Here is a 13,262-nt window from a genome sequence, read left to right as displayed (position 1 = left end):
TGATAATTTTAATCTAATTTCAAATATTTCTAATCAATTAAAAAATAACATTAATTCAATATGTTATAAATAACTCTTTATTTATTAGTTATAACTTTTGAATCTTAAATAACATTTAAGATTTAATTAGAATAATTAATGCTAAAAAGTTAGAGGAAGATCATCATTTTTAGAAAATAGCTATTTTAAAAATAAATAAGTTTGTTATAAATAATAGAAACAAAATAAGCGCAAACAGTAATTAATCCTTTTATTTAATTACCGGGGAACTCTATTTCTATATTTGGAGATATTAATAATGAAACAAAATAAACAAACAAAACTGATACACAGTGGACGCCAAGAAATCAAAACGTCAGGTCCCATTAATCCACCCGTAATGAGAGCCAGCACCATCGTTTTTGATTCTATTAAAAGTTGGCGTGATGTTCGTGATCGTCGTGCAACAGAGCGTGTTTTAAGCTACGGCGCACGTGGTACAGAAACCGCATTTGCCCTTGAAGCTTTAGTAACCGAATTAGAAGGCGGTCATCGTGCGCAGTTATTCCCTACCGGATTAGCGGCTATTGCGGTCACTATTATGGGATATGCCCGCAGTGGTGGACATGTTTTATTTGCTGATTCTGTTTATGAGCCTGTTCGTAAAATTGCATCGGCTTTTCTTGAGCCTAATAACATTGCTTATAGTTTCTTTAAAACCGATGGTTCTGATTTTGAACAAAAAATTCAAGAAAATACACAGCTTATTTTTGTCGAATCGCCGGGCTCATTACTTTATGAAATGCTCGATTTACCTGAAATTTGCCGTATTGCTCATGAGAGAGATATTCCTGTTGGTGTTGATAATACTTGGGGCTCTGCATGGCTTTATAACCCGCTGGAATTAGGCGCAGATGTCTCTGTTATCGCGGCAACTAAATATTTATGCGGTCACTCTGATGTGATGATGGGCATTATGGTTGCAAATGAAAAAGCATGGAAAAAAATTGGTGCTTTACCTGAAGCATTAGGTCAAGCCAGTAGCCCAGATGATGCAGCATTAGTTCTTCGTGGTATGAGAACCTTAGGCCAACGCATCGCAGCACATGGTAAATCAGCACTCGCCATTGCACAGTGGTTAGAGACTCGCCCTGAAGTTGAAAAAGTCTGGTTCCCTGAATTACCTAATCACCCTCGTCATGATTTATGGAAACGTGACTGCAAAGGCAGTAACGGTCTATTAACCATTGAATTTAAACAAGAATACACCACTAAACAATCAGAGCAATTTATTGATGCGCTTGAACTTTTTGGTATCGGTGCTTCTTGGGGTGGATTTGAAAGCCTCGCTTTACCTGCCAATGTTGTCGGTGCGAGAACAGCATCTGATTGGCGTGAAGGTCATGGTCCTTTTGTCCGTTTACATGTTGGTCTTGAAGCAACGGATGATCTTATTGCAGATATTACACAAGCTTTTTCAGCATTAAACCAATAACAAAAAATATTGCATCATTACCGGGGAATTCACTATGACAGGTTTAATCATTGCCGCGCTGGTAACAGCGTTGGTGGTTTATTTACTGGCGCGAGGTTATAAACCTCAGCCAGTATTATTACTCGGCGGATTATTGCTATTGCTCTTAACAGCATCTCTCGACCTTAATCCGTTATTGCCAGAAAATAAATCTACTCAATTTAAATATTTTGATATTTTCCAAATCTTTACGGATATTATGAGTTCTCGCCTAGCGGGTCTTGGTTTAACATTAATGGCAATTGCGGGTTTCTCTCGTTATATGGAACACGTTGGCGCAAGCCGTGCTTTATTCGCTATTTTTGAAAGACCATTAAAAGCGATAAAATCGCCTTACTTATTATTAGTGATCTCATTTCTAGTTACTCAAATCTTGGTTATCTTTATTCCTAGCCATGCAGGTTTAGGTATGCTGTTAATGGTCACCATGTATCCGATATTAATTCGTTCTGGTATTAGCCCACTTTCTGCTTTAGCCGTTATTGGATGCTGCCAATTTATCGACCATGGTCCCGGCTCTGGTAACGTGATTATGGCGGCAAAAACAGCAGATATTGAACCGGCAGTCTATTTTGTTCAGCACCAGCTACCGATCACAATTCCTATTATTATTGCTGTTGCGATCACTCATTTCTTTATTCAACGCTGGTGGGATAAACGTGAAGGATTTGTTTTTGACCCAACAACCATCGATGCAGTAAAAGAAGAAGGCAATAAAATTCCACTGTCTTATGCCTTATTACCGGTGATCCCTTTAATTCTGATTATTGGCTTCAGCCCTTTGCTACACCCGTATATTAAATTAGAAGTCACCACAGCAATGATTATTAGTACCGTGATTGCACTTCTTTTTGAATATGTTCGCTTACGCGATGCAAAAGCCGTAATGAATAGCTTTATGTTGTTCTTTGAAGGAATGGGTAAGCAATTTGTCTTAGTGGTATCGTTAATTGTGTCTGGTGAGTTCTTTGCCAATGGTTTACTTAAAAGTGGTGCCGTCGATACGCTAATTAGCTCCGCTCAAGACGCAGGTTTTGGTATTGCAGCGATGATCATTGTAATGAGTGCCATTCTTGCATTAGCGGCATTTTTAATGGGTTCAGGTAATGCGGCGTTCTTCTCATTTGCCGCCTTAACACCCAAAATTGCCGCTTTCTTAAAAGTCGATGTCATTACTTTGATTTTACCAATGCAAATTATGACCAGCTTTGGCCGTACTGTTTCACCCATTACCGCAGCCATTGTCGCCATTGCAGGTATTGCGAATGTCTCACCTTTCCAAATAGTTAAACGTACCGCCATTCCTATGGCTGTCGCGGCTATTGTGAACTTAGCAATGACATTCTGGTTTTTATATTCCTAATTAAGTTGCGTTACCCTTACCCTTAAACTCATTTACTCCTGAGTTTAAGGGATTTTTTCTTATCATTGACTGTAACCTTTGATTGAAATAATTAACGTCAACATTAACTCTACTCAGGCTATTTATAAAAAGTAAATAGCCTGTTTATTTATCTATCTACCCTTTTTTTGCCTAAAAATAAGACGTTCTAGCTACTATCATTTGCTGATTAAACTGACTTAGTACTTGTTTCAACTTCATATCTCGATATACTTTTGCGCAACATTCATCTGCAAATGAACATTATGAAAAAAATAATTATTGTGATTATCGCGCTACTTGCCTTTGGTTCTATCGGTGGTGTTTTCCTTGCGGGCTTAAATATCTATACACGCTCCACGACACCAATAGAAACAGAGCAGACTCAACCTGAAACATCACCTACACAGCAATTTCCAGCTATCCCAGACAGCTCACCTTCTGCTAAATAAATGAGGTCGCACCGTGGAATACGATTACTTTGTTACTCCCCAATGGTTATTTGAACATCAAAATGATGCTGATCTTGTGATCCTTGATGTAAGCGCACCAATGCCAACTCAACAGATTGACTATCAAGCGCTTTACCTTGAACGTCATATTCCACATGCCCATTTTTTTGATCTTGATGAAGTCGCAGATAAAACCACGCCACTACCACATATGCTCCCTTCTGATGCACTGTTTTCAGAAACACTGACGCAATTAGGGATCTCTAATACCACAACCGTAATTATTTACGATCAAGGTAACTTATTTTCGGCACCAAGAGGTTGGTGGACATTAACAACACTAGGTTGCCGTAATGTGCGTATTCTTGCTGGTGGTTTACAAGCATGGGTTGATGCTGGATTTACAACAGAACAAGGTGAGGCAATAAAAGTACCTGCTCAGCCTCCTTTTGTGGTTGAACGTCACGCACAACGTTATGCCAATAAACAGCAACTTCTTGATAATTTAGAGACTAAGCAAAAACAGATGATCGATGCTCGCTCTGCTGATCGTTTTTATGGTAGAGCGCCGGAGCCTCGCCCGGGCTTGCGCAGTGGACATATTCCCGGCAGTAAAAACGTTCCGTGGAATGAGTTAGTTATTAATGGGCAATTAAAACAAAAAATTGAATTAAAGCAGATATTTGAACAAGCTGGTGTTGATTTATCACAGCCTATTATTGTTACCTGTGGCTCAGGTATGACTGCGGCAATTTTATTTTTAGCGTTAACTGTATTGGGTTGCCAATCTATTGCACTCTATGACGGCTCTTGGGCGCAATGGGGTGCTGAAAGTGCCCTTCCTTGTGAATGCTAATTAATCTGTTGATGCTTTAAAAAAGTAAACCCGCATTATGCGGGTTTATTATCAATATCTATTGGGTGTGAAGGTATTAACTTGCGAAGATTTTTGCAAGATAGAGCACGACAATGGCACCGATGATAGCAACCACAAAGCTACCAAAGTTAAACCCATCAACTTTACCTTTGCCAAAAAAGTTACTAATCGCACCACCAACAACAGCACCCACAATACCCAGAATACAAGTCCATATCAGACCAATATCATAAGAGCCTGGCATTAAGAATTTCGCCAAAATACCTGCGATCAGACCAAAGATGATCCAAGCAATAATTCCCATATTTCCCCCTAAAAATAGTCATGATATAAACAACATATCCAAAAATGTCACTTATTGAGTGTAAGTCGAAAGAGTGATTTTTTCCAATTATTAGGAATGAATTGCATAATATTTAGGATAAATAGATGGATTATTTCTTAATAAATAAAAATAGCGCTGATTAATTAGCGCTATTTTTTATCGGATAAGATTATTTTTAAACTATAACGCTTCTATTGCCACAGCAATTTCTGGCGAGGTTTTTAATGTTCTAATTTGCCTAAATAACTCATCTGCCTCTGGATATTCTTTTCGTAAATAGCTAAACCACTGCTTAATACGTGATGCATGATAAATCGTCGTATCTCCACGCTTTTCTAATCGAACATAACGCTTTAATAATTCAATAACCTCTTGCCAAGGCATTCTAGCTTCTATGCCTTTTACAACACGGCTTAAATTAGGGGTATTCATTGCACCGCGACCAATCATTATCGCATCACAACCTGTTGTGGCTAAGCAGGCTAATGCATCTTCGCGATCCCAAATTTCGCCATTAGCAATCACTGGTATTGAAAGTCTTTGGCGAATATCTCCAATCGCCTGCCAATTAATTTTTTCAGCATTGTAGCCATCTTCTTTTGTTCTGCCATGTACGGTGATTTCCGTAGCACCACCTTGTACCACAGCATCTGCAATCTCATGGCTATACGCAGAAGAATCCCAGCCAAGTCTCACTTTAACAGATACAGGCAACTCTAAAGGCACGGCATCACGCATTGCTTTTGTTGCTTGATAAATCGTTTCAGGCTGTTTTAAAAGAGAAGCACCACCACCACTACCATTGACTGTTTTTGAAGGACAACCGCAGTTTAAATCAACACCCCAAGAGCCTAAAGATACGGCTCTAAAAGCATTTTCAGCCAACCATTGTGGATGTTGTCCTAATAATTGCACTCGCACCAGTGTTCCACTTTTAGTGCGGCTTTCTGTCTGCAATTCAGGACATAAGCGGTAAAAGGCTTTCGTGGGCAGCAATGAATCTACAACTCGTACAAACTCTGTAATACAGAGATCGTAATCGTTAATCGAGGTGAGTAATTCTCTCACTAGGGGGTCTAAAACCCCCTCCATTGGCGCTAATAGAACTCGCACTTTTTAACCTCAAAACTCTTTTCTAGCTTTCGACCAAGGGCTTTGATTATCACTACTTTCATCACTTTTACGTGAACGACGAGGCCCTAATTTTCCGGTACGAGAACCATCTTTATTACGGTAGTTTTCTTTGCTTTTATTACGTCCAGACTCTTTACCTTCGCTATCGCCGTCTTTACGACTGTTGTTGCGATTGTCTTTACCACGAATATCTGCACGACCACCACTTCTACGTGGTGCATTATTCTTTGGTTTTTTATGCAAAGGTGCTGCTTTAATTGAAGGATCAGGATCGTAACCTTCTAATGCTAAACGTGGGATCTCGCGTTTTAATAAACGTTCAATATCAGCTAATAAACCATGTTCATCAACACAAACAAGTGAAATAGCCTTACCCGTTGCGGCAGCACGACCCGTTCTACCAATACGGTGAACATAATCTTCTGCGACTTGCGGTAATTCAAAATTGACGACATATGGCAGTTGGTCGATATCAAGACCACGAGCAGCAATATCTGTTGCAACCAATGCTTTTAATTTGCCATCTTTAAAATCAGCTAATGCGCGAGTTCTCGCACCTTGGCTTTTATTGCCGTGAATAGCGGCTGATTTAATACCATCGGCATTTAAATGTTCAGCAAGTTTATTCGCACCATGTTTAGTACGGGTGAAAATCAGTACTTGGGACCAATTTTCTAAACCAATTAAATGTGATAACAGCTCGGTTTTACGCTTTTTATCAACTAAATGCACATGTTGATCAACAGATTCAGCAGCTGAGTTTCTTGGTGCAACAGAAATACTCACCGGATCATTTAATAGCGAATTGGCAAGACCAGTGATCTCTTTAGAGAATGTCGCTGAAAATAGTAAATTTTGACGTTTTTTCGGTAATTTATTAATTACACGGCGAATATCGTGGATAAAGCCCATATCTAACATGCGGTCAGCTTCATCAAGCACTAAAACTTCAACGCGAGAAAGATCAACCGCATTTTGGTGTTCAAGGTCGAGTAAACGTCCCGGTGTTGCAATCAGTACATCAACACCGCCGCGCAATTTCATCATTTGTGGATTAATACTTACTCCACCAAAAACGACTAACGAACGAATTGGAATATAACGGCTATACGCTTTTACGTTTTCAGCAATTTGAGCCGCTAACTCACGTGTTGGTGTCAAAATCAGCGCTTTAACCGGTTGACGGCCTTTTGTTTTTTCTGCTGATTGAGACAACTTTTCCAATATTGGTAATGTAAAAGCTGCTGTTTTACCTGTGCCCGTTTGTGCACTCGCTAATACGTCTTTACCCGCCAAAATCGGCTCAATCGCCTGCTGTTGAATAGGGGTTGGGGTTTTATACCCTTGTTCATCAATAGCGCGGAGAAGCGCCTCACTTAAACCAAGCGATGTAAAATCGGTCAAAACAGTAGTCTCCTACAACCAGAACGTATAACACGGTGATTGAAATTAAAATGACGGGCTTTCATACTGTCAATCTATAGGTAATATTACTCTATAGGTACTATCATTTCTCGATATAGACAGTGATGAAAGAGAATGAACCTTGTTAGGTTAACTTAATAACCCCTATTCTAACAGTTTTTGCTGTATTCAGAATACAAAAATAATTTTCAATAATAGATTGCACTTTTTTTATTACACATCACCTTTATTCGATTATTTATCACAAATTTTCCCTATTGTTCAATATCATCTAATATAATACGCCTTGTTATCGCTGTTTTTAATATCATTGGTTTTGTTACATTTTACTTAAGTAAGGTATCTTCTATTATGTCAGACACCCAACAGAAGACGACGCGCGGTGAACTAGCAAAACGACAATTATTGGAAGCGGCATGTGAGATCTTTGGTAAAAATGGGCCAGATGCCGCCACAACACGCCAAATTGCACAAGCTGCTCAACAAAATATTGCCGCTATCGCTTATTATTTTGGTTCCAAAGAAGGGTTGTATCTCGCCGTTGCACAACATATTGCTGATCTTATTCGCCTTGATTTTGAGCCTACCGTTGCCATTCTTGACGAATTTCTTGAGCGACCCAATCCCACAGAGCATCTACCATTGCTACAAACGCTGATCACAGATAGCTTTTTACAATATGCTCAACTGGTACTTGATAAAGCCAATATTCATCTTAGCCGCATTATGGCAAGAGAACAGCTTGTTCCAACCGAAGCATATTCCTTGATCCACCAGCAAGCGTTATCACCTCTTTTAACGCGTGTAAACAAACTATTAGCTATCTATATTGGCTTAGATGCCACACTACCTACAACAATGTTACATACTCACGCTATATTGGGAGAAGTGTTATCATTTCGTTTAGTTAGGGAAACTATCCTAAGACAAACTGGATGGGATAGGATTGGTAAAAATGAGTATCAGATTATCTCCAACACCTTAAAAACTCATATTACTTTATTACTCAATGGATTAAGAGAGATTTACACTAACACTCATCACGCATAAATAGAGTTATTATGAAAACTAAAAAAGTCAGTTTCTTTATTATCTTAATGATTATTATCGGTATTGTTGCAGGTATCTATTATTACGAAGAAAACAAAGAGTCTGAATTAGTACTCTATGGCAATGTCGATATACGTACAGTCAACCTTAGTTTTCGTGTTGCTGGAAGATTAGACACATTACAAGTTGATGAAGGTGCTCCTGTCCAAAAAGGGCAATTATTAGGCAAGCTTGATGATGCTCCCTATCGCAATGCACTAAATAAAGCTTATGGTGAGCGTGATAGTGCCATTGCCTCGTTATCTTTAATGGAAGCGGGATACCGCGCTGAGGAAATCGCGCAAGCGCAATCTGATGTGTCATTAAAGCAAGCCGCTTGGCAATACGCAGATAGCTTTTATAAACGCCAGCAAGATCTTGCTAACCGAAAAGTCATTTCAGCCAATGAGTTAGATAGCGCAAGAAATAATCGCAATCAAGCGGCAGCGGCATTGAAAGCGGCGCAAGATAAGCTAAATCAGTATCAAAATGGTTATCGGAAAGAAGACATTGATGCGGCGAGAGGACAAGTTATGCAAGCTAAAGCCGCTGTTGCTCAAGCTGAATTAAACCTCCAAGACACGCAATTAATCTCTCCATCACAAGGTACTGTATTAACTCGAGCAGTGGAGCCCGGGACGATATTATCCGCTGGAAGCCCTGTATTTACGGTGTCATTAACTAACCCTGTTTGGGTCAGAGCTTATATCAGCGAAACTCATTTAAGCGAAGCCGTTCCTAATCGAGAAGTTTATCTATACACCGATGGGCGTAAAGATAAGCCTTATCACGGTACAATTGGATTTGTTTCACCAACAGCTGAATTTACCCCAAAAAGTGTTGAAACACCGGAGTTAAGAACGGATTTAGTTTATCGTCTCAGAGTAGTTGTAACGGATGCTGATGACGCTCTGCGCCAAGGTATGCCTGTCACCTTAAAATTTGCCTCCTCTCATTAAGTGTGGGGGAAAAATGGAACACACTGATTACACTATTGAGCTTCAAGGCGTTGAGAAATGCTTTGCAGGACTGGAAAGCCCCGCAGTTTCGTCATTAACAGCCACCATTACCGGTGGCTCTGTGACGGGGTTAGTTGGCCCTGATGGTGCAGGAAAAACAACCCTAATCCGTATGCTTGCAGGTTTATTAAAGCCTGATGCGGGTGATATTCATATTTTAGGAATGGACCCGCAAAAGCAGAGTATTGATGTCAGGGCTATTCTTGGCTATATGCCACAAAAATTTGGTCTTTATGAAGATTTAACGGTATTAGAAAACCTCAATCTTTATGCCGACTTAAAAAATGTCATCGGTGATGAGCGCAAAAAAGTTTATCACCAACTGCTCACCTTTACCGATCTCACTCGCTTTACCTCTCGCCTTGCAGGAAACCTTTCCGGAGGGATGAAACAAAAGCTGGGTCTTGCTTGTACTTTATTAGGTAGCCCTAAAGTTCTGCTTCTTGACGAACCCGGCGTAGGAGTCGATCCCATTGCACGCCGTGAACTTTGGCAAATGGTACATGCTTTAGCCAGCGATGGTATGTTGATACTGTGGAGCACCTCTTATCTTGATGAAGCAGAACAATGTAAAAACATTCTCTTACTTAACAAAGGAGAGCTGCTTTACAGTGGTATTCCTCAAGATTTAACAGCAAAAATGGCAGGTCGTTCTTTTTTGCTTAATGTTGAAGGTCATCAACGTAGAAAGGTATTGCAACAAGCAATTATTCAACCTCAAGTTACTGATGGCGTTATTCAAGGGCAATCCGTTCGTTTGATCTTGAAAAAGCAGAGTAATCAAACTGAATTACTGAACGCTTTGGGTAAACCTGATGCGGAGCTTATTCCCGCAACACCACGCTTTGAAGATGCTTTTATAGATTTATTAGGAGGCGGTCCTTCTCATAAATCTGAATTAGCTGAAATTATGCCGCAGATCCCTCCGGCACCTAATGAAACGGTAATTGAAGCACAACAATTAACCAAAATGTTTGGTCAATTTGCAGCAACCGATCATGTTAATTTCCAAGTTAAACGAGGTGAAATTTTCGGTTTGCTGGGCCCTAATGGTGCGGGTAAATCAACAACCTTTAAAATGATGTGTGGTTTATTAGTTCCCACTAGCGGTAAAGCACTTGTGTTAGGTATGGATTTAAAAGAGAGCTCAGGTAAAGCACGTCAACATTTAGGTTATATGGCACAAAAGTTCTCACTTTATGGCAATTTAAAAGTGGGACAAAACTTGAAATTCTTCTCTGGTGTCTATGGCTTACATGGCAAACAACAACGAGATAAAATCAACGATATGATAACTGCCTTTGGCTTAGAGCCGATGGTAAATCAAATCACTGAAACCTTGCCTTTAGGTTATAAACAGCGCCTTGCCCTTGCGTGCTCATTAATGCACGAGCCTGATATTCTCTTTTTAGATGAACCCACATCAGGCGTTGACCCACTAACGCGACGAGAGTTTTGGCTACATATTAATGGCATGGTTGATAAAGGTGTGACCGTGATGGTTACCACTCACTTTATGGATGAAGCAGAATATTGTGATCGTATTGGTTTGGTTTATCGCGGAAAAATCATTGCGGCTGGCGAACCTGATTCTCTCAAAAAAATGGTCGCCAGTGACGATAATCCAACCCCTTCAATGGAAGATGCCTTTATTGGTTTAGTGCTGGATTACGATAAAAAACTTGAAAGTGAAAATGATAAAGGGAGCGAAAAACATGCGTAATTCAGCTCAATCATCTCATGCCCGCTTTTCTTGGCGACGTTTATATGCCCTGTGCTTAAAAGAAACAAAGCAAATTACTCGTGATCCCAGTAGTGCCTTAATTGCTATTGTTATCCCACTTACTTTGCTGTTTATCTTTGGTTATGGCATTAATTTAGACTCAAGCAAATTAAATATTGGTATTTTAACTAATCAACAAAGCCAACCTGCGCAAGAGCTGGTTTATACTTTCACTAATTCACCGTATATCAATGCAACTATTAGTGATAATCGACAATTACTCATTGATAAAATGCAGGCAGGACAAATTCGAGGCATTGTGGTTATTCCTGTTAATTTTGCCGAATTACTCGCTCGACAAGATACTAAAGCCCCCATTCAAGTGATCACTGATGGCAGCGAGCCCAATACCGCAAACTTTGTTCAAGCTTATACTAAAGGAGTTTGGCAAATTTGGTTGCAACAGCAAGCTATCAGTAAAGGGATTGATACTACGCCATTAATTGAAATAGAGCCTCGCTATTGGTTTAACCCAGCAGCAATTAGCCAGCATTATATTATTCCGGGTGCTGTCACTATTATTATTACGGTAGTGGGCGCTATTCTTACCTCGTTAGTGATTGCTCGCGAATGGGAAAGAGGCACTATGGAAGCCCTACTTTCCACCCAAATAACACGCACGGAACTCTTACTTTCAAAGCTTATTCCTTACCAAGTGTTAGGCAGTTTTGTCATGGTGTTATGTATGGTCGTCACCGTGTTTGTGCTTGGCGTGCCTTATCGAGGTTCATTGTGGATTTTAGGCGGGATCACATCGCTCTTTTTGGCTACTGCTTTAGGGATGGGATTACTTATTTCCACACTAACGCGTAATCAATTTAATGCCGCGATGATTTCGTTAAATGCCGCGTTTTTACCCGCAATTATGTTATCAGGCTTTGTTTTTGAAATTGATAGTATGCCCTTCTTTATTCAAGTGGTGACCTATTTTATTCCTGCGCGTTATTTTGTGAGTAGTTTGCAAACGCTATTTTTAGCTGGCGATATTCCGTTGATATTGATGCTAGATATGTGGCTATTAATTGTATCGGCAATATTTTTTATTGGATTAACGGCGTTAGCAACACGTCGTCGATTAGATTAAAGGGAGAGCTTTTATGTTTTATCGCCTTCTCACCCTGATAATGAAAGAGTTACAGTCATTATTACAAGAGCCTCAAACGCGTATTATTTTAATAATGCCAGTTATCTTTCAGATGATCTTATTCCCTTTTGCCGCAACGTTAGATGTTACCAATGCCTCTATTGCCATTTTTGATGAAGACAATGGTAAACAATCTATTGAGTTAACCCAACGTATCGCCAAAGCGAGTGCATTCTCTCAAACTCTTTTACTTAAAAATGAACATGAAATAAAAGAGACGATTGATAACCGCAAAGCGCTTTTATTAGTTCGTTTTCCGCAGAATTTTAGTGCTGATCTAGAAAGCCATGTTCCTGTTAAATTGCAAATAATCCTAGATGGTCGAAATTCTAATAGTGCTCAAATTGCCGCTAATTATGTGCAACAAATCGTACAAAACTATCAAACTGAATTAGTAGGTAATACACCTTCTTTACTGAATAAAACAGAACTTGTTGTTCGTAATTGGTATAACCCGAATTTAAATTACAAATGGTTTATTGTGCCTTCTTTAGTGGCGTTGATTATTACCATTGGCGTGATGATAGTCACTTCACTTTCTGTTGCTAGAGAGCGCGAACAAGGCACATTAGATCAACTGTTAGTTTCGCCACTATCAACATGGCAAATCTTTGTTGGTAAGGCGGTTCCAGCAATGGTTGTTGCCGCTGTTCAAGGTACCATCGTATTAATTATTGGGATATTTGGTTATCAAATTCCATTTTCAGGTTCATTAGTCCTATTTTACTTTACCATGCTTATTTATGGCTTATCGCTGGTGGGTTTTGGCTTATTAATATCGGCATTAAGTTCGACCCAACAGCAGGCTTTTATTGGTGTCTTTGTATTTATGATGCCAGCAGTTTTATTATCGGGTTATATTTCACCGGTAGAAAATATGCCCGTTTGGCTACAACATGCCACATGGATAAACCCAATTCGTCATTTCACTGATATCACAAAACAGATTTACCTTAAAAATGCCGATATCACCGTTATATGGCACAGTTTATGGCCTTTATTGGTGATTGCCGCAGGTACTGGTACTTTTGCATATTATCTTTTTCAAAGGAAGATTGCTTAAAATCTGTACTTTGATAACTAACTCTAATAGACTGATCCCAAAGAAAAAATCAATAGG

Annotated in this window: 12 protein-coding genes; 9 read left to right on the top strand and 3 right to left on the bottom strand. The window is 39.5% G+C overall.

Annotated elements, in window-relative coordinates; translation table 11 throughout:
- The first annotated feature begins 298 nt into the window (after window positions 1–298).
- The 4 genes from metC to sseA all read left to right on the top strand — a co-directional run bounded on the left by metC (window position 299) and on the right by sseA (window position 4,202).
- Window positions 299–1,474 carry a cystathionine beta-lyase gene (gene metC / locus ABN236_RS00800; RefSeq protein WP_088493364.1) on the top strand — a complete coding sequence of 392 codons (1,176 nt, stop codon included), beginning with the start codon at window positions 299–301 and terminating at the stop codon, window positions 1,472–1,474.
- 34 nt (window positions 1,475–1,508) lie between these two features.
- A complete protein-coding gene (gene dcuC / locus ABN236_RS00795; RefSeq protein WP_098943813.1) occupies window positions 1,509–2,876 on the top strand; it encodes a C4-dicarboxylate transporter DcuC in 1,368 nt (455 codons plus the stop codon).
- A 284-nt stretch (window positions 2,877–3,160) separates the two neighbouring features.
- Window positions 3,161–3,346, top strand: coding sequence for a YohO family small membrane protein (locus ABN236_RS00790; RefSeq protein ID WP_036912140.1), 186 nt, complete (start codon window positions 3,161–3,163; stop codon window positions 3,344–3,346).
- Window positions 3,347–3,359: 13 nt separating this feature from the next.
- Entirely contained in the window at window positions 3,360–4,202 is an 843-nt protein-coding gene (gene sseA / locus ABN236_RS00785) for a 3-mercaptopyruvate sulfurtransferase (RefSeq protein WP_349473165.1), read from the top strand.
- Window positions 4,203–4,278: 76 nt separating this feature from the next.
- Here sseA and ABN236_RS00780 read toward each other — a convergent pair whose 3' ends face one another.
- The 3 genes from ABN236_RS00780 to rhlE form a co-directional block, all read right to left on the bottom strand.
- A complete protein-coding gene (locus ABN236_RS00780; protein ID WP_088493367.1) occupies window positions 4,279–4,527 on the bottom strand; it encodes a GlsB/YeaQ/YmgE family stress response membrane protein in 249 nt (82 codons plus the stop codon).
- 201 nt (window positions 4,528–4,728) lie between these two features.
- On the bottom strand, window positions 4,729–5,661 hold the full coding sequence (gene dusC / locus ABN236_RS00775) for a tRNA dihydrouridine(16) synthase DusC (protein WP_088493368.1): 933 nt from the start codon (window positions 5,659–5,661) through the stop codon (window positions 4,729–4,731).
- Between the two features lie 9 nt (window positions 5,662–5,670).
- Window positions 5,671–7,086 carry an ATP-dependent RNA helicase RhlE gene (rhlE, locus tag ABN236_RS00770; RefSeq protein WP_194952089.1) on the bottom strand — a complete coding sequence of 472 codons (1,416 nt, stop codon included), beginning with the start codon at window positions 7,084–7,086 and terminating at the stop codon, window positions 5,671–5,673.
- 372 nt (window positions 7,087–7,458) lie between these two features.
- Between rhlE and ABN236_RS00765 the strand changes: the two genes are divergently transcribed.
- Genes ABN236_RS00765 through ABN236_RS00745 form a run of 5 tightly spaced genes read left to right on the top strand, consistent with a single transcriptional unit; the run spans window position 7,459 to window position 13,205 of the window.
- Complete coding sequence (locus ABN236_RS00765) at window positions 7,459–8,157, top strand: CerR family C-terminal domain-containing protein (RefSeq protein ID WP_088493370.1); 699 nt, start codon at window positions 7,459–7,461, stop codon at window positions 8,155–8,157.
- Between the two features lie 11 nt (window positions 8,158–8,168).
- Window positions 8,169–9,155 carry a secretion protein HlyD gene (gene hlyD, locus ABN236_RS00760; RefSeq protein ID WP_088493371.1) on the top strand — a complete coding sequence of 329 codons (987 nt, stop codon included), beginning with the start codon at window positions 8,169–8,171 and terminating at the stop codon, window positions 9,153–9,155.
- A 13-nt stretch (window positions 9,156–9,168) separates the two neighbouring features.
- Window positions 9,169–10,938, top strand: a complete 1,770-nt coding sequence (locus ABN236_RS00755) for an ATP-binding cassette domain-containing protein (RefSeq protein ID WP_349473164.1) — start codon at window positions 9,169–9,171, stop codon at window positions 10,936–10,938.
- Entirely contained in the window at window positions 10,931–12,082 is a 1,152-nt protein-coding gene (locus ABN236_RS00750) for an ABC transporter permease (protein ID WP_349473163.1), read from the top strand. Before ABN236_RS00755 ends, ABN236_RS00750 begins: the two co-directional genes overlap by 8 nt.
- 13 nt (window positions 12,083–12,095) lie before the next feature.
- Window positions 12,096–13,205, top strand: a complete 1,110-nt coding sequence (locus ABN236_RS00745; RefSeq protein WP_349473162.1) for an ABC transporter permease — start codon at window positions 12,096–12,098, stop codon at window positions 13,203–13,205.
- Window positions 13,206–13,262: the final 57 nt, after the last annotated feature.

It is taken from the genome of Proteus sp. fly-1013, assembly GCF_040140245.1.
GTDB classification, from domain to species: Bacteria; Pseudomonadota; Gammaproteobacteria; order Enterobacterales; family Enterobacteriaceae; genus Proteus; species Proteus mirabilis_B.
The sequence above is the reverse complement of the archived record's forward strand: the minus strand, read 5'-3'. Positions and strand labels throughout refer to the sequence as shown.